A 17,076-nucleotide genomic window follows, 5' to 3' on the forward strand; every position below is an offset into this window, starting at 1 on the left:
TGTTTACTTATTATGAATATACATGACACAGCGAAATAAACTTTTACAAATACCAGCACAGAAATTTATAGAGGCTGCGGCTGGCTGGAATCTCGAACAGTTATATGCAGACTTGACAGCAGCCAAACAAGATTACACCAGCAGTAGAAAGCAGCGACTCACTCCTTTAGAAAAAACTTACCTGCGAGGATTGCTTTGCAATTATAGTCCGGTGGAAATCGCCGCCGCACTCCACCGCGAATGTGCCGGTATTAGAGTAGACTTATCGAGAGGGCTGTATCGCTACATTCAAGTTTTGACGCTGCAACAACCGAAAGACTGGAAAGAAATCCCAAGTATGCTAGAAATACGTGGTTATCAACAAAAGGGTAGTGGAGAAACATTGCTTCCTACATTGAGAAATTATACTCAAACTCCCCAAACTCCCATCGAAAATCTAACTGAATGGGGGCTGGCGGTGGATACGTCTATTTTCTACGGGCGCACAACAGAACTTGCTAACTTAGAACAATGGATTTTACAGGAAGACTGCCGCTTAGTTGCTGTATTGGGTATGGGTGGCATTGGCAAAACTGCTTTAGCATCTAAGCTAACAAATCTGATTAAACACCAGTTTGAGTGCTTAATTTGGGTCAACCTCAGTCATGCACCTGTGTTGGCAGATACTCTGGTAAATTTAATCGAATTTTTATCCGATAAACCGCCAAGCGATTTAGATAAATTGCAGTTAATTACTCAGGATAAAAAATTTTTTCAAGCTGCGATCTCGCAGCTTGAGTTTTCCCTGGAGAACCTAATCGCTTCCACAAATGCAATAGAACCGAAAATCATCGCTGATGGTATCCAGCGCCTGATTCAGTGTTTACAAAAGCGTCGATGTTTGATAATCTTAGATGAGTGGGAAGCCGTTTTCTGCACTGAGGAGTTAACAGGAAATTATCGAGAAGGATATCAAGCATATGGGGAATTTCTGAAACAAGTAGGAAAATCGCAGCATCAAAGTTGCTTGCTGTTGACTAGCTGCGAAAAACCTAAAGAAATTGCGGCGTTAGAAGGTCAAAATCAATCTGTACGATCATTGAAATTGGGTAGTTTGGGAGAAGCGGCTGTGGAAATCCTTAAAAACAAGGGTTTGTCTGAAGAAGGTGAATACTCACAATTGATAGAGGCATACAGCGGCAATCCTTTAGCGTTAAAAATAGTAACGACAACTATTCATGATATGTTTGGGGACAGCATTGCTAACTTTTTAAGAAATGGGCTGTTTCTGGGAGATTATAGCGATACGTTATCTCGGCAATTTTATCGCTTATCAGAATTAGAAATCCAGCTATTACACTGCATGGCGAAAGAAGTCAAGCCTGTTGGGTGTGAAAAATTGTACTCCGATATTCAGCAAGAGAGGGGTTTAGAATTGCTGAAGGCGCTGGAATCGCTTTTAAGGCGATCGCTAATTGAAACAGTCCAAGCCGAAAGTGAAACTCTGTTCGCGCTTCAACCTGCGGTAAAGAAATATATGATGTCTGTGGCAAGATTGCCTAAGCTATAAATAATCTACCGAGGTTCTATTTCCAATCGGTTTCAGCTTGGGATAGCACGTAAGCTGAAACATCGATAATTTGTTGTTCCGACAAACGATCTTTGTAAGCTGGCATAATACCTTTGCCGTTGGTTACTAAGTTGGAAATGTTGGCGATGGAATCCATGCCGTATTTTTTTAATGCTTTTTGTTTCAAGTTTTTGCCGCGCCTGATAATGTTGCCGCCGTTGATGTGACAACCTGCACAGTTGGCGCTGAAGACTTCGGCTGCGGTTGTGGGATTTGTAGCTGTATCTGCGATCGCCATTTGGGAATTAGTGGCGATTTCTACAAATGCCAGTGTCAGTATCAATAGAAAGGCGCTGAGGATTTTTTTTAAGTTCTTTAGGAAAATCATCTATTTGCAAGTTGAAAAATAGTGCGGGATTTAATGATATCACTAAATACGCATTTTAGGGTTAGATAAGCGATTTATTCTTCCCAATCGAATGTGCGGGAAACTGCTTTTTTCCAAAAGCGATATTTTTGCTCGCGAAGTGCGATCGGCATTTTCGGTTCCCAAATACAATCCACCGCCCAATTGTCCCGCAATTCGGCTAGCTGACTCCAAAAACCCACCGCCAAACCTGCCGCATAAGCGGCACCGAGTGCAGTAGTTTCTGCTACCACAGGCCGCACCACAGGCACTCCCAAAACATCGCTCTGAAACTGCATCAGCGTGTGATTTCCCACCATACCTCCGTCTACTTTTAAAGACAAAAGCTGCACAGCAGAATCCTGATTCATCGCGTCCAATATTTCCCGCGTTTGCCACGCTGTAGCTTCCAATGCTGCGCGGGCAATGTGTGCCTTAGTCACGTAGCGAGTTAAACCTGCAATTACTCCCCGCGCGCTGTCTTTCCAATAGGGGGCGTAGAGTCCAGAAAATGCCGGGACAACGTAAACTCCCCCACTATCTTCGACTGTATTTGCTAATGTTTCTACTTCCGCAGATGTGTTGATGATGCCCAAATTGTCCCGCAGCCACTGCACTAGAGCTCCGGCGATCGCAATACTGCCTTCCAAAGCATACACAGCGGGCGATTCCCCCATCTTGTAGGCGACTGTTGTTAGTAATCCTTGCTTTGAAGGGACGATCGTCTCACCAGTATTCAGCAACATAAAACAGCCCGTACCGTAAGTATTTTTCGCCTCCCCCAGACTGAAACAAGTTTGCCCGACGAGGGCGGCTTGCTGATCTCCCAAAGCAGCAGCAATCGGAACACCTGCAAGCAATCCTTTTGCAATTCCAAAAACTTGACTCGAAGGGCGAATTTCTGGCAGCATCTGGCGGGGAATTGCCATTATTTCCAAAGTTTCGGCATCCCAATCGAGGGTTTGCAAATCCATCAGCATCGTGCGGCTGGCGTTGGTAACATCGGTAATGTGCGCGCCGCCAGTCAGGTGCCAAATCAGAAAAGTATCGACATTCCCAAAAATCGCATCCCCTCGATCTGCTGCTTCCCGCAATCCTGCAATATTGTCCAGCATCCACTTAATTTTCGGCCCGCTGAAATAAGTAGCCAGCGGCAAACCGCATCGTTTTTGAAATCGATCTTTGCCCTCAACTTCAGCTAACTTTTCGCAAATTTGGTGAGTGCGGGTATCTTGCCAAACAATGGCATTGCCGTAAGATTTGCCAGTTTTTCTGTCCCAAATAATTGTAGTCTCGCGCTGGTTGGTAATACCGAGTGCAGCAATATCTGTGGGTTCGATATTGCCGATTTCGAAGGCATTTTTAATCACGCTTTGGGTGCGCTGCCAAATTTCATCGGGATTGTGTTCAACCCATCCTGGTTGCGGATAGATTTGCTGATGTTCTTGTTGGTTGCTGCAAATTATCTGTCCCAGGCGATCGAATATGATAAATCGGGTGCTGGTAGTTCCTTGGTCGATCGCTGCTACGTATTTTTTTACCAATTGTCTAAAACCTTTTTAGTAATGAGCTATTTAACGTATATGATACTATGTAAAACACAAGCTAATCTCAAAAACTTTAGTTTAGGGAACTCCACAAGTTGAAACTGGCAGATTTGCTGAGGCTCGATCGCACAATTAAGGTTATTGGCTTTGACGACGCTCCGTTTTCTCGTAGAAGCGGCAGCCTGGTGTCGATCGCGGGCATAGTCTGCGGGGTAACTCGATTTGAAGGAATGGTGTGGGGACAAGTCCTACCAGACGGATTAGATGCCACGGATGCTATTTCTGGGCTACTCCTCGGAGGCAAATTTCTGCCGCAATTGCATCTCGTTTTGCTTGACGGAATTGCTTTCGGAGGCTTCAATATTATTGACCTTCCTGAGTTAGCATCGCGGCTGCAAATTCCTTGTGTTGCTGTCATGCGCCGCCAACCAGATTTAGCTGCTGTTGAAAAAGCCCTCCGCCATTTACCAGACTCGGAATACCGTTTAGAATTGTTGCGCCGCGCCGGGAAAATTCACGCTTTTGAACCTTTCTTTTTTCAAGTTTGTGGCGAACAACCGGAAGTAATAGCGAGGGTTCTCCAGCGTTTGACAGACACGGGGAAAGTTCCTGAAGCTTTGCGTTTGGCTCATTTGATTGGTGCGGCTGTAATTAATGGAGTTAGCAGCAGTTCTGCTTGAATTATGATTAAGAACAGGCAAGATGCCTGTTCCACAAAGAGGAAATTTTATTGTGGGTGGATCGGATATCCTGTTAAGAACGGGCAAGATGCCCGTTCCACAAAGAGGAAATTTTATTGTGGGTGGATCGGATATCCTGTTAAGAACGGGCAAGATGCCCGTTCCACACAGAGTAAATTTTATTGTGGGCTGGGCATCCTGCCCGGCCATGAAAAGTTTATTGACAATGGTGCAATATCTCAGTTTCTACTCGCTTAATTACACAATTTCGCCCTCTAATTCACCGAATTCGATTTGAGTTCCCAACGCCAAAGTCAGAGTAGTTTCAGGTTCTACCATTTTTATATCGCCTTGAATGTCTGTAGCCCACCAAGCGCGATCGCACAAATTGGTCAATCCTAACGAAAGCTCGTTTCTCGATCGAGAAGTGACTATAGCTACAAGCCCGTTAGATGCTGCGGCTGTTAAACTCGGTATGTCAGAGGTGAATAGTTGAGTTCCCGCACTCAGAGGAATAACTCGACTTCCTAATTTCAGAGAAAATTGACCGCTGGTAAAAGAATTTACTGCGGGCTGATCTGATATAAAGGTAGGCGGAATATTTGTCGGTGTTGGGGCTGGCAAGTCAGAGTTTCCTACTGTAATTGTACAGTTGCCGATTCTCTTTTGGTCGCCCGATCGCAAATAACTCACCGCCCCGCTATCAAGATTCTCGCAAACAATTTGACCTGCTTCCAATTGAAACCGCATTGCTAGGGGCGAAACATTAGGAATGCAGATAATGGACAAATTTTCATCACTGCCAAAAGTCACTGGTTCCGCACCCAGAGTGAGAGTGCGATTTGCTCCCGTATCGTAACTAATTACTAGCCAAGCTTTGTTGAACAAAGTTTCAGCTACAACTAGCATAATTCCAATCCAAAAACCGATCGCAGCACAGCCAGCTAAACGGCCCGCCGTACCGGAGAGATTGTAAGCAAATAGAATAAACAAACAGCCGCCCAACACACCCCCAACACCGCCGCCTCCCAGGCCGCGAAGCGCCCCCAAATTAGGAATCCGCTGTGCCAGTCCCAGTCCTAACAAACTGCCAGCTATTCCCCAGCAAATTACTCGCAATAATTCGTTGTTTCCGTCGCCAATTCCGCTGTAAATACCTTCGGCGATCGCCCCAGAAATGGCTCCTGCAATTAAACCAAACAATCCGCCATTTTTTAAAGCCTGTTTAATTTGAGGCTTGCCTTTGATATAGTAATAATAGCCGAACATGATAGCCGTAGCAATACCACCGCCTACCAATCCAAACCACCGAGCTGTGGACAATACACTGTCAAAAACAGATTCCGAACCAGTGATCCCCTGCATGAAAGGTTCGGTGATGAGATTGCCGACGAAACCGCCGACAGCACCGCTAATGCCAAACTGTAAAGCTTTTTTAAGGGCTGATAGATTTCTTTTCACGGCGCACCAGATTTAAAGTGAGAGTCAAATCTAGCTACAAGCTCGAAAGTTAGGATTTCCGATTATCTTATATCTGGCACTATTATCGAGAACAGGCTTTCCGGCCTGTTCCACAAACACAAAGAGTGAGTCTTCTTGTGGGTAGTAGGGGTTGGGTAGGAAACATTGGTGTCAACTTAAGCTTTTAGTCCGCCAGTCCTCCCGCTCACCCGGCAGCCCGCCAGGGAATGAATTCCCTGTCTAATAGCGAAAGTCCTCTAAAAGAGGACTGAATCATTCATTAGTCCTCTTTTAGAGGACTTTCGCTTTGAGGCAGGGGTTTCAACCCCTGACGGACTATCGGTTTTACCTTAAGTTGACACGCCTTGGGCAAGAGAGCCCGCCCGTCCAAGACTGATTGAGAATGGTGCAAGATGTGAGACGATCGCACATCTGGCCCCTGTCTCCGCGCTGTCTGCCCCCATCTCCCGCTTCCCTCCATCTCAGGGCCAAGCCTTTGAACCTCGCGCCCTCGCCCGTCACAATTCCCGCTCAATGCTCTATCGCCTGTAACCCTTGCTGCCAGATAATTTTAGCAATTTTTTAACTATGAAATTTTAACTCCTCAGACCCCAGCGAGGGCCCAAATATGAAAAGGAATGTTACAAACTATTACAGTAACACTCAGAATGTGAACATAATGCCTCAAAATACTTGCGAGAGGTAGTTGTGTCAGAGAAGCAATATCCTTACTAACTGCCCGACAGTCACTCGATCGCCACTAAGTGGCCTGCTGCAATCTCGATCATAAATTAAAGATCGCATCAGTCATTTATGGTATTGTAAGCGACAGGCTTAGTGCGAGCACTCACAAGCGCACCGGCGTGAAGAACCAGCGCCGTTAAGCACCGAAGGCAGTCACCCGCCAACAACTTCAACAGTTGCTGAGTGTGGAAAGTCCAGCCTTCCCCGTCAAAGCTCCTGCCTGAGCAGGAAAGATACGGGACACAAGCGCCCGCCTTCGCTAGCTCAGCGCAGAGCAGTTCATATAGCAAAATATCCAGCGGGTACACACAAGATGAGTATCGTCACCAAATCAATCGTCAACGCAGACGCCGAAGCTCGCTACTTGAGCCCAGGTGAATTAGATCGGATCAAAAGCTTCGTCACCTCTGGTGAACGCCGCGTCCGCATCGCCCAAATTTTGAGCGAATCCCGCGAACGCATCGTCAAGCAAGCAGGCGACCAACTTTTCCAAAAGCGCCCTGATATTGTTTCTCCCGGCGGCAACGCTTACGGCGAAGAAATGACCGCAACTTGCTTGCGCGACATGGACTACTACCTGCGTTTGATTACCTACGGAATCGTAGCTGGCGACATTACTCCGATCGAAGAAATCGGTATTGTCGGCGTCCGCGAAATGTACAAATCTCTCGGCACCCCGATTGAAGCCGTCGCCGAAGGCGTTCGCGCTATGAAAAATGCAGCAAGCTCGCTGCTGTCTGGAGAAGATGCTTCCGAAGCTTCCTCCTACTTCGACTACGTTATCGGTGCGATGCAGTAAGGAATTTTGATTTTAGGTTTTCGATTTTAGATTGAAAAATTGGGGGTTGCCGGCAACAAGTTAAAAGCTATTGCAAATAACCAGCCACTTAAAAATCTTAAATCCCAAATCCCAAATTCCAAATTCTAGCTCCAAAATTGGACTGACTCAGCCACTTTCTAGGAAACAAGACAACCATGCAAGACGCAATTACCGCCGTTATCAATTCCTCTGACGTTCAAGGTAAGTACCTCGACATCAGCGCTCTAGACAAGCTCAAGAACTACTTTGCTTCTGGCGAACTGCGCGTCCGCGCCGCTACCGCCATCAGCGCTAATGCAGCCACAATCGTCAAAGAAGCAGTTGCTAAGTCTCTGTTGTACTCTGATGTAACTCGTCCCGGCGGCAATATGTACACCACTCGTCGTTATGCAGCTTGCATCCGCGACTTGGACTACTACCTGCGCTATGCCACCTACGCTATGCTAGCTGGCGACCCTTCCATCCTCGATGAGCGCGTGCTCAACGGTTTGAAAGAAACCTACAACTCCTTGGGCGTGCCCATCGGTTCTACCGTACAAGCAATCCAAGCAATGAAAGAAGTCACCGCCGGTTTGGTTGGTTCTGACGCTGGTAAAGAAATGGGCGTCTATTTCGACTACATCTGCTCTGGCTTGAGCTAAGACTCAGGAAGAAGGAAGAAGGAAGAAGGAAGTTCGGCAACGGATTCTGTAACGGATGTAACGGATGTAACGGATGTAACGGATTTCAGTCCGATGGAAGTCGGAAGAAGGAAGAAGATTTATTTCTTGCCTCTTTTAACTTTTTACTTTTTACTTTGGACTTTTTACCTTTGACTTTGAAAAGAGGTCAGGGAAGTTGAGAGTGATTGCTAGACCGTCAAAGGCTTGTCGAGAAAGCCCGACGAGTTTTAACGAGCTAGTTTTGACTCCTAACTCCCTGCCTTCAATCTTTAAAAAATCCATCTAATAATCTGTAAACCTACTCAGGAGTTAGTTTCCCATGAGAATGTTTAAGGTGACTGCTTGCGTCCCAAGTCAAACTCGCATCCGCACTCAGCGCGAATTGCAAAATACCTATTTTACTAAGCTCGTTCCTTACGACAACTGGTTCCGGGAACAGCAAAGAATTATGAAAATGGGCGGCAGAATTATTAAAGTGCAACTGGCTACCGGTAAGCCCGGAGCTAATACAGGTTTACTTTAAGAGCCGAAGCTGGATTAGTAGAGGGGTAAGAGGTCGCGATGACCTCTTTTTTGTTGTTATATAGCAATCCTCGCATCATTTGCATAATTATTGTAGGGGCAATCCCCCGTGGTTGCCCGATAGATAGGGGGTAGGCACTCTTAGCACTACCCCTACAAATTTATCTGAATCATTTAGGATTCCTCTAGTAGAAGGAAGAATGTCCAGCGTTGTTAATCTCATCATTGACAAATATTTCAATAAGAAGACAGTATAACTGCGATTATCGCTAACAAAACAGCAAGCATTTGTGGTAATGTAATAGCCTCTTTCAAGAATAAAGACGATAATAATATAGTAATCAGCGGGTAGATAGACGTAACACTCACTACATTGGCAACTTCACCTTTGCCAAGGGCTATAAAAAATACTAATGATGCCACAGTGCCAGCAACGCCAACTAACATGGCAAACAAAATTCCCCTAACATCTCCCTCAAAACTAAAATTATTAGTTTTGATAATAATAAATAAAGTAGTTAAAATAGCGCCAATTGCTTCATAAACAAAAGCAGTTTTATAGTCAATATATTTAGTCGCTAAATTGCCAAAAAATCCCCACAAACCATATAATAGCGAACAGATTAATGCGTAAATTAACCAATCTGGTACTTTAGCCATCTTTGTTAGAGTTTATTGAGAGCATTCTAAAATCCTATGGCTAATGACATTCGACGCTTGATTCCTTTTTTTGACCCCAGCGCCTCTGAATGGGCCGCTGAGGCGCGGTGGCTGAGGTGGCTGACTTTTCTGTGGCTGTTTGTCGGGCTGACAGCATTGTTTTCGGCTTCCTATCCCATTGCAAATTATGAACTTGGAGACGGCCTTTATTATTTTAAACGACAGCTAATCGCAGTGGCGATCGGGCTGGCCGGCTTTAACTTGATAGTGTACTCCCCACTGCGCTACATCATGAAAACATCTCAGTTAGGCGTTTTATTGCTGCTGGGATTGCTCTGGTTGACCTTAGTTCCGGGAGTGGGAACCACCATCAACGGGGCGACTCGCTGGATATCTCTGGGCCCAGTTCCGATTATTCAACCTTCTGAGTTAATCAAGCCGTTTTTTGTTCTCCAAAGCGCCCGCATTTTCGGTAACTGGCCCCGGTTGACAAATAAAGTTCGCTTAACTTGGCTGTTAATTTTCGGTGCAATGCTTTTGGGAATTTTGTTGCAGCCAAATTTAAGTACCACGGCTTTGTGCGGGATGACTTTGTGGTTGGTGGCTTTGGCTGCGGGCTTACCTTACTTGCAGTTGGGCGCAACGGCTATGGGGGGAATGCTTTTAGCGGTTTTAAGTATTAGTTTGAGGGAATATCAGCGCCGCCGGATTATGTCTTTTCTCAATCCTTGGGCTGATCCGATGCAAGACGGCTATCAGTTGATTCAAAGTCTCCTGGCTGTGGGTTCTGGGGGCATTTGGGGTGTGGGTTTGGGGATGTCGCAGCAAAAGTTATTTTATTTGCCGATTCAGTACAGCGATTTTATTTTTGCTGTGTTTGCTGAGGAGTTTGGTTTGGTGGGAGGTTTCTCGCTGTTGCTGATGTTGGCGGCTTACTCGACTGTGGCTTTGAGGGTAGCGATGAAGGCTCGAAATATTGAGTCTCAGTTGGTGGCGATTGGGGTGATGGTGGTGATGGTGGGACAGTCGCTGCTGAATATTGGGGTGGCGACGGGGGTTTTGCCGACTACGGGTTTGCCACTGCCGTTTTTTAGTTACGGGGGTTCTTCGATGTTGGCGAGTTTGTTGTTGTCGGGGTTGCTGATTCGGGTGGCGAGGGAGAGTTCTGAGGCTGATGTGGTTTCTTTAAACGGCCTCCGTGGAAAGCCGGGAAAGCCTAAGTTGCGATCGAACAACGGCACTGCACAAACCGAATAATTTGTCAATAGTAAACACACTCGATTAACTTCCAGGATCTACCTGGGAGCCAATAGCCAGAGGAAGAGCCTCGATTCTTACTGGGGCAAATTGGAGGCTCTTCCTCTGGATCTGCGTTACCAGGCAGATCCTGGTAACGAGTAATTGTAAATAAAAACTAACGATCGACTATTTCCGCCCGTCACCTTTATTGGGCGGTTCTTCTTGTTGTTCTTGAGGTTTAGCTGTGATCTCAGTTAATTCTTTTTTGTCTGGTTGCGGTGTTTCTTGAGTTGAGTTAGCCATTGAGTTTAGTCCTAAATAGATGCACCGCTTAATTATATCTTTTCCAACTGCAAACGTATGGCTGTAGATAGGGAGAGGAGGAGCCAGATAAACAATTCTGATGCACTGAGATTTGATAGCTAATACTGGAAGACTTTATGTAGATGCAAAAAAGTGGAAAGGCAAATTGGTGTCGGTTCTACACAGCTTGAGGGTTGCCGCCAAACAAATCCGACGTGGACGCAAAAACATCTTTGTTAAGAATTAAATGCCGATCGCCATCTCGACTGATTAACCCTTGCTGCTGCAATTTTCCCAGCATTCGAGTTACTGTTACCCGCGTCGTGCAAATCGCATTAGCAATATCTTGATGTGTCAAGCGGATATTCAAACGAGTTCCCTCAACCACAGGCTGACCGAATTCCTGTTGCAATAATAGCAGTAGCTGATACAAACGATCATCTACTCGCCGCTGTCCGGCGATCGCTAAAATTGCTTCCATTTGCCGCAGCCGCCGTACCATTTGAGGTAGCAACTCGTGAGCCAATTGAGGAGAAGCTTCGATTTCCACCATTGAATACCAGATCAAATAAATATCTGATGTCGCCGTAGCTCGGTAAGTCTGCAAGCTTGTCAACCACAAACCGAAGCACATCGAAGGCCCAACCCAACCCAAAAGTCCTTCTTCCCCGCTTGGATAAAGCGTACTCAGTTGTGCTAGACCTTGACACACTCGCCAAAGGCCTTGCGACATCATAGGAATGGTTTCCCCCTTGGCATAAAAATGCAAGTTTCGACTCGCTCCTGTGTTATGCTGGATTTCCGCTAAAAGTGCTTTGGATGTTGGTGGCATATCCTTTATTTCCAGCTAAAAAACATTGGTCTGAGACCTACGCCTCTGACTCTAACCGACCAAGGTAAAGGTTTGGTAATCGTCAGGTTAGCGGCAAGATAAGCTTTAGTCATTAGTCATTAGTCATTAGTCATTAGTTGTTAGTCATTAGTCATTAGTTTAAGACTTATGCACCGGTAGCCAGAAACCGGGTTGTTGAGATTAAGTACATCGGCTTAAAAGCCTCTAGATAGGTTAAAAAGCCAGGTTTATTTGTTCGTAGTGCGTCCTGGACTATAGTTATTAGTTATTAGTGGTTAAGCTGTGGAGCATTTAAAATAGTATTGTAGGGTGCGTCAGTCCGCAGCGTTTCCCTTGCCGAGGGAAGCGATCGATCTGACGCACCCTACTGGCCTCGTTAGTGGTTTAAATGCTCCAAAGATTGTTTGTTAGTTGTTATAAAATGACTTAGAATAAGGTGGCTTTGTAAAAATAAAGGCACTCGTTATTTGGGGCTTTTTAAATAAATATTGATCGTGAATAATCCCTTCGAGTATTTGTTAAGAAATAGTCGGTTAATCAAGGTAAAAAAGAAAACAGAGGCGAGTTCTGAAGCTCGATCGCACATCCAGGCCGGCCGAGTCAACTGCTGCTCTGTGCTGCCACAACCTTCAAGAACTTCTAAAATAGTTCGAGAAGGTATCAAAAGACAAAGTAAGGTTTTTCATGGCCGATCAATTAATTCGCGCTACAGCCGCAGAGGGCGGAATTCGCGCTGTAGCCGTCATTTCCACCCGCCTCACCGAAGAAGCAAGACAGCGGCACAAGCTCTCCTACGTGGCTACAGCCGCCCTCGGCCGCACGATGTCAGCAGGGCTGTTACTCGCCTCCAGCATGAAGCGGCCCGAATCGAGGGTCAACATTCGCATCAAAGGAGATGGGCCACTGGGCGGGCTTCTGGTTGATGCAGGACTTGATGGAACAGTTCGAGGTTATGTGGATAATCCCGAAGTGGAACTGCCGCCCAATGCTAAAGGCAAACTAGATGTCGGCGGGGCAATAGGTGACGGGTATTTGTACGTGGTGCGGGACGTTGGATACGGCTTCCCTTATTCAAGTACGGTGGAATTGGTTTCCGGCGAAATTGGCGACGATCTGACTCACTATTTGGCAACCTCCGAGCAAACGCCTTCGGCTCTGGTTTTGGGGGTGTTTGTGGGGGCGGGCGGGGTAGAAGCGTCTGGGGGTGTGCTGTTGCAGGTTCTGCCGAAGGCGGCAACGGACGAAAAATTGGTGCAAACTTTAGAATCTAGAGTTGCTGAATTGTCGGGCTTTACGCCACTGCTGCGATCGGGCAAAACGCTGCACCAGATTCTCGAAGAGTTACTGGGAGATATGGGCCTGGAAATTTTCCCGGAAACTCAGATGGTGCGCTTTGACTGTGGCTGTTCGTTCGATCGAGTTTTGGGAGCTTTGAAAATGTTGGGCGAAGCGGAACTCCAAGACATGATTGAAAAAGATGGGGGGGCTGAGGCTACGTGCCATTTCTGCAACGAGGTTTACCAAGCTAATAGCGACCAACTTGCGGAACTCATCGGCGATTTGCGCTCAAACTCCGGTTCTTGAGACGATAATGTGTAATTGGCTCTATTGAGTGCGAGTTAGGGATGATGGCCTTGACCAATTGCCAATTACGCATTATCAATTACCTAATCACAAAATTTTGATTGTGGCGGTTTGGCGATCGGCTCTTGCAGTCTGGGGCCGACGGGAGTATGTAAAAGTGATGAATACATTTTATAGAGCAGTTGATAGCAGCGCTCGCAGTTTTTAAATAACTAACGCTGGCTGGTTGCTGTTTGTGGTGAGGATATGAGTCAAGATCGCAAAATACCAGGCCGTTGGTCTGCATCAGAATCCTTGGAGTCAACAAAGGATACTTCGTCGCTGGTGCGCTTACCAGCAAGGAAAAACCGGGCCCAACGACTTAAAGAGCTCCGAGAGTTGGTTACTTCGGGAAAACTGCCGGGAGGGCATCTGGAACTACCGCCGAATTTGTCTGGGGAAAACTCGCAGCCGCCGGAGGAACAAAATCCGTTTTGGCGGAACTGGTCGAATAAGTGGCAGTTTTGGCTGGCGCTGAGTTTGATGCTATCGGTGGGTATGGGGTTTGTGGCAATTGCGTCTTTGCTCAACCTCACCTCGCAGTCAAATTGCTCAAAGATTTTTTGGCCGACGGCTTCTGCTAACGATCGCTTTTTTTGTGCTCAAGAAGCAGCAAGCAAGCGGACGGCGGATGATTTGCTCAGGGCGATCGAATTAGTTAATGCTTTGCCACAAAACCATCCGCTGCGGCCGAGAATTAACACTCAAATCGATCGGTGGTCGGAGGATATTATTAGGCTGGGAAATGCTAGTTTCCAAGAAGGAAAGCTGGATGAGGCGATTGCCCTCGCTCGTAAGGTTCCTAAAAACGTTCCGGCTTACCCGAAGATGGAAAAGCAGATTGAAAAGTGGCAGTCGATATGGAGCGATGCAGAGAAAATTTACCGCACGGCGGAAGACCACTTGCGTCAGGAAGAGTGGCCGCTGGCTTTCAGCCAAGCTACTCTGCTTTTGGATTTGGGAAATACTTTCTGGGAATCGGCTAAGTACGAGGAATTGACTAAGCTAATTCAGACGACTAAGGCGGAGGGCAATAAGTTGCTAAAAGCCCGAAATACAGCCTCCGAGGGAGGTCTCGACAATCTGGTGACGGGGATTAAGCTGGCTCAGGGAATTGATCAAAACAGTTATTTGTATCAAGCTGCCAATAAGGCGATCGCGGAATTTAGCAAGAAAATTCTGGAGATCGCCCAAAAACGATTGCAAGCAGGGGATTGGCAGGAGGCGATGGCGATCGCTAACAAGATTCCAGAGTCGGCAAATTTAAGGGAACAAGTACAGGATTTTAATGAGTTGGCGAATGCTACTTCTCAGGCTTTGACTGGCTCTGTTGAGGGTTTCTCCAAGGCGATCGAGATTGCTCAAAAGTTGAACTCCGGCCGCCCTTTATACAAACAAGCTCAAGATTTAGTCGGCCGCTGGCAACAAGAAATGGCTGATGTCAAAGTTTTGGATATGGCAAGCAGGCTGGCGGCGCCTGGTGGGGTAAATGATTTGAGGGCTGCGATCGCCCAATTGCAAACAGTCCCGGAATCAAATCCCCGCGCTTCGGAAGCTCGCCGTCAAATTAGCACCTTGAGCCGTCAAATCGAGCTGCTCGAAGACAGTCCGTATTTGCAAAGAGCGAACGATTTGGCGAGTATGGGCGATCCGAATGCTCTGGAAGCCGCCGTTGCTCAAGCTTCTCGGATCGGTAGAGGTAGGGCGCTTTACGTGGAAGCTCAAGCCAAAATTCAAGCTTGGATCGAGAGGAGACAGCGGCTTGTTGACCAGCCGTTTTTGGATAGAGCTCAGCAGCTAGCGGCGGCCGGCAATTTGGCGGGGGCAATTGAGATGGCGCGCCGGATTCGATCAGGACGGGTGCTTTATCAGGAAGCTCGATCGAACATTCGGACTTGGGAGGCTCAATTTCAGGGCGAGCAAAATTTGCAGAACGCCCGTCAGACGGCCAGAGCCGGGACTGCGGAGGCTTTGCAAACGGCTATTGCGCTAGCAAGTCAGGTGCCGGAGTCGAGTTCGCTCCGGTGGCAGGCGAGTGAGGCGATTGATGAGTGGAGTCAGCGGATTTTGGCGCTTGGTGTCGAAGAGTCGTCGTCGGATCTGGCTGGGGCGATCGCGACTTTGAAGAAAATTCCTTCGGGTACTCGGGCTTTTGAGCAAGCTCGATCGCAAATCCAAGTTTGGGAGGAGTCGCTGAACCCTCCTGAGCCTGAATCTCCCGATGCTGAATATCCCCCTCCCGAACCGCCGGAAATTGAGCCTCCGACCAGCTCTGGCAATCGTTAGGTTAACTGGTTTGCCCGACATTGGGCGGGGGTTTAAAGTCTGAGAATTAGTGCTTGATTTGAGTTAAAACTCAAATCAACCATCATTCTCAATCAACTTCTAGGGGTGGGTTTACGAATCATACTCACATTGTCAACAAATTAAATAAAGCCACCCCCACCACGCGATAAAACTCAGAGAATCTCTATTTAACGAACCGCGAAGACGCAAAGGGCGCGTTCGGCGAAGCCGTTCCCGTTCCCCGCAGGGGTTCCCGAAGGGTAGGGTAGGAAGAAAAGGAAGAGAAGAGAGACAAGAGAAAGACTTCACAATTGATACGAGGCTTGCTATAGCAGTTTTCTATTGGGTGAGGTACATCTTAGCAATTACCTTTTTCCCAATGATCAATTACCAATTACCTGTAATTTTAGATCAATTAAACATCCGCCGGATTTAGGTGCATCATTGCCCAAGTGGTGTAAGTGCCGATCGGACTCCAAAGTATGTAAGGCAGCAATAACAGGGCGGCTGGCTCGGAAACTGGCAACACTGTTAAAGCTAGGATTACGCTTAAAATAGCGCCCGTTCCGCCGATTATTGTGCCGACTTTTAGGCTCCTAACTTTGCACATAACCGAGGTGTAAGACATAGTTACTATTTCTAAAAGCAGGTACAAACCCATTCTCAGCCAAGTCTCCTGAGTTCCTGGTTGTTTTTCCCACACTATCACTGCTGACCAAGCTGCACAAATAAAAATTACTGTCCAAATTAGGGGAATTGCTTTTTCAAATACTAGCCATCTCGGACGCTGCAAGCGGTTGAACCATTGGATGTCGCTGGGCGCGATTATGTTAGCTGCTAAAGCTACTACAAAGGCGACGCCTCCAATTACCATCCAGGATTTAATCATTTTTTTACCTTGGGCTAGATTTACGGCTTAGATCAAACATATATTTTAGGTAATTCCAGCGCAAAATATATCTGCATCCAGTCTTAAATTTATAATTCACAGGTAACGGACACTTGAAAAGAGTAAATTTATTGCCTTTACAGTCCTGGAGGCAGAACCTAATTATGTAGGGTGCGCTAGGCGCACCTTACCGCTATAAGTAACGCTTAGTCTTTCAACGAAATCGGCGGCTAGCCGAGTCGGTGATGCTGTTCTAATTCTAAACTAGAGTCCTCATCTTTTTTGGGAACCAGAAGCGTATTTTCGCTGCTCGGTTGCAACACGGCTTTAATCACTTGGAGAAAACGGTTAGGCTTTTTGGTTTGACCGTTGAGAGTGCGGCGGTCTTGCACTTTTTTAGAAAGGTGCCGCATCACAGATAAATCGAGTTCATCGATGAAATGGTCTGCTATACGTTCTCCCATTAAATCAATAGCTTCAGCATACTGATCGGTCAGCGTTTCTATAGCATCGTATGCTTCGTCAGCAACTTGACTTGCTACTGTTTTATTTTGGTCGCCCGGTGTCTGGGAATTGGTGCGGCGTCGGTCTAAAAGACTTTGGTACTCAGCAATGCTCATTCCCAAATTGTAGAGATGGTGGTGAGCGTGATCCATCAAATCTACTTCACTGGGATAGAAGAAACCACGGGTGCTGTTGATGCCGTGCAGTTTTGCCCAACGCCGCAGAGTTGTCTCATCTTGCAGTTGGTATCGCTCCAACATTTGAGCTGTGTTCAGCTCTACTTCTGGCGTAACTTTGAAATCGCTCATCGGTAAATCCTCGGTGGTGA

Annotated in this window: 15 protein-coding genes; 8 read left to right on the top strand and 7 right to left on the bottom strand. The window is 46.7% G+C overall.

Going from position 1 to position 17,076, the window contains the following annotated elements; translation table 11 throughout:
* The first annotated feature begins 22 nt into the window (after positions 1-22).
* Entirely contained in the window at positions 23-1,549 is a 1,527-nt protein-coding gene (locus QUB51_RS10280) for an NB-ARC domain-containing protein (protein WP_333259797.1), read from the top strand.
* 16 nt (positions 1,550-1,565) lie between these two features.
* Here the strand turns inward: QUB51_RS10280 and QUB51_RS10285 are convergent, their stop codons facing one another.
* Together QUB51_RS10285 and glpK are read right to left on the bottom strand one after the other, a co-directional pair.
* Positions 1,566-1,937, bottom strand: a complete 372-nt coding sequence (locus QUB51_RS10285; protein WP_333259800.1) for a c-type cytochrome — start codon at positions 1,935-1,937, stop codon at positions 1,566-1,568.
* Between the two features lie 74 nt (positions 1,938-2,011).
* Complete coding sequence (gene glpK, locus QUB51_RS10290; protein WP_333207751.1) at positions 2,012-3,499, bottom strand: glycerol kinase GlpK; 1,488 nt, start codon at positions 3,497-3,499, stop codon at positions 2,012-2,014.
* Positions 3,500-3,597: 98 nt separating this feature from the next.
* Between glpK and QUB51_RS10295 the strand changes: the two genes are divergently transcribed.
* A complete protein-coding gene (locus QUB51_RS10295) occupies positions 3,598-4,182 on the top strand; it encodes an endonuclease dU (protein WP_333052036.1) in 585 nt (194 codons plus the stop codon).
* A 258-nt stretch (positions 4,183-4,440) separates the two neighbouring features.
* Here QUB51_RS10295 and QUB51_RS10300 read toward each other — a convergent pair whose 3' ends face one another.
* Positions 4,441-5,643 (bottom strand): FHA domain-containing protein, encoded by a 1,203-nt coding sequence (locus QUB51_RS10300; RefSeq protein WP_333259804.1) that lies wholly within the window; start codon positions 5,641-5,643, stop codon positions 4,441-4,443.
* Positions 5,644-6,700: 1,057 nt separating this feature from the next.
* Between QUB51_RS10300 and apcA the strand changes: the two genes are divergently transcribed.
* From apcA to QUB51_RS10315, 3 genes are all read left to right on the top strand, one after another.
* On the top strand, positions 6,701-7,186 hold the full coding sequence (gene apcA, locus QUB51_RS10305; RefSeq protein ID WP_333036136.1) for an allophycocyanin subunit alpha: 486 nt from the start codon (positions 6,701-6,703) through the stop codon (positions 7,184-7,186).
* 176 nt (positions 7,187-7,362) lie between these two features.
* Positions 7,363-7,848: an allophycocyanin subunit beta gene (apcB, locus tag QUB51_RS10310; RefSeq protein WP_006634930.1), complete on the top strand. Its 486-nt coding sequence runs from the start codon at positions 7,363-7,365 to the stop codon at positions 7,846-7,848.
* A gap of 340 nt (positions 7,849-8,188) precedes the next feature.
* Entirely contained in the window at positions 8,189-8,392 is a 204-nt protein-coding gene (locus QUB51_RS10315) for a phycobilisome linker polypeptide (RefSeq protein WP_006634929.1), read from the top strand.
* A 236-nt stretch (positions 8,393-8,628) separates the two neighbouring features.
* On the opposite strand, the gene QUB51_RS10320 is transcribed toward QUB51_RS10315, so the two are convergent.
* Entirely contained in the window at positions 8,629-9,051 is a 423-nt protein-coding gene (locus tag QUB51_RS10320) for an EamA family transporter (protein WP_333052031.1), read from the bottom strand.
* 36 nt (positions 9,052-9,087) lie between these two features.
* Between QUB51_RS10320 and QUB51_RS10325 the strand changes: the two genes are divergently transcribed.
* Positions 9,088-10,308 carry an FtsW/RodA/SpoVE family cell cycle protein gene (locus tag QUB51_RS10325; RefSeq protein WP_333052029.1) on the top strand — a complete coding sequence of 407 codons (1,221 nt, stop codon included), beginning with the start codon at positions 9,088-9,090 and terminating at the stop codon, positions 10,306-10,308.
* 463 nt (positions 10,309-10,771) lie between these two features.
* On the opposite strand, the gene QUB51_RS10330 is transcribed toward QUB51_RS10325, so the two are convergent.
* Positions 10,772-11,425, bottom strand: coding sequence for a Crp/Fnr family transcriptional regulator (locus tag QUB51_RS10330; RefSeq protein ID WP_333052026.1), 654 nt, complete (start codon positions 11,423-11,425; stop codon positions 10,772-10,774).
* A 705-nt stretch (positions 11,426-12,130) separates the two neighbouring features.
* On the opposite strand from QUB51_RS10330, the gene hslO reads away from it, so the two are divergent.
* Positions 12,131-13,030, top strand: a complete 900-nt coding sequence (gene hslO / locus QUB51_RS10335) for an Hsp33 family molecular chaperone HslO (protein ID WP_333052024.1) — start codon at positions 12,131-12,133, stop codon at positions 13,028-13,030.
* 246 nt (positions 13,031-13,276) lie between these two features.
* Complete coding sequence (locus QUB51_RS10340; RefSeq protein WP_333259807.1) at positions 13,277-15,355, top strand: hypothetical protein; 2,079 nt, start codon at positions 13,277-13,279, stop codon at positions 15,353-15,355.
* A gap of 415 nt (positions 15,356-15,770) precedes the next feature.
* Here QUB51_RS10340 and QUB51_RS10345 read toward each other — a convergent pair whose 3' ends face one another.
* Together QUB51_RS10345 and QUB51_RS10350 are read right to left on the bottom strand one after the other, a co-directional pair.
* Complete coding sequence (locus QUB51_RS10345; RefSeq protein ID WP_333259810.1) at positions 15,771-16,244, bottom strand: TspO/MBR family protein; 474 nt, start codon at positions 16,242-16,244, stop codon at positions 15,771-15,773.
* Positions 16,245-16,474: 230 nt separating this feature from the next.
* Positions 16,475-17,056, bottom strand: a complete 582-nt coding sequence (locus QUB51_RS10350; protein ID WP_333052017.1) for a hypothetical protein — start codon at positions 17,054-17,056, stop codon at positions 16,475-16,477.
* Between the last annotated feature and the right edge of the window lie 20 nt (positions 17,057-17,076).

This window comes from Microcoleus sp. AT8-A3, from assembly GCF_036705675.1.
Lineage (GTDB): Bacteria > Cyanobacteriota > Cyanobacteriia > Cyanobacteriales > Microcoleaceae > Microcoleus.

Coding starts and splice junctions, on each gene's coding strand:
- QUB51_RS10280 (WP_333259797.1), top strand. CDS start 23: ATGACACAGCGAAATAAACTTTTACAAATACCAGCACAGAAATTTATA.
- QUB51_RS10285 (WP_333259800.1), bottom strand. CDS start 1,937: ATGATTTTCCTAAAGAACTTAAAAAAAATCCTCAGCGCCTTTCTATTG.
- apcA (WP_333036136.1), top strand. CDS start 6,701: ATGAGTATCGTCACCAAATCAATCGTCAACGCAGACGCCGAAGCTCGC.
- apcB (WP_006634930.1), top strand. CDS start 7,363: ATGCAAGACGCAATTACCGCCGTTATCAATTCCTCTGACGTTCAAGGT.
- QUB51_RS10315 (WP_006634929.1), top strand. CDS start 8,189: ATGAGAATGTTTAAGGTGACTGCTTGCGTCCCAAGTCAAACTCGCATC.
- QUB51_RS10320 (WP_333052031.1), bottom strand. CDS start 9,051: ATGGCTAAAGTACCAGATTGGTTAATTTACGCATTAATCTGTTCGCTA.
- QUB51_RS10325 (WP_333052029.1), top strand. CDS start 9,088: ATGGCTAATGACATTCGACGCTTGATTCCTTTTTTTGACCCCAGCGCC.
- QUB51_RS10330 (WP_333052026.1), bottom strand. CDS start 11,425: ATGCCACCAACATCCAAAGCACTTTTAGCGGAAATCCAGCATAACACA.
- hslO (WP_333052024.1), top strand. CDS start 12,131: ATGGCCGATCAATTAATTCGCGCTACAGCCGCAGAGGGCGGAATTCGC.
- QUB51_RS10340 (WP_333259807.1), top strand. CDS start 13,277: ATGAGTCAAGATCGCAAAATACCAGGCCGTTGGTCTGCATCAGAATCC.
- QUB51_RS10345 (WP_333259810.1), bottom strand. CDS start 16,244: ATGATTAAATCCTGGATGGTAATTGGAGGCGTCGCCTTTGTAGTAGCT.
- QUB51_RS10350 (WP_333052017.1), bottom strand. CDS start 17,056: ATGAGCGATTTCAAAGTTACGCCAGAAGTAGAGCTGAACACAGCTCAA.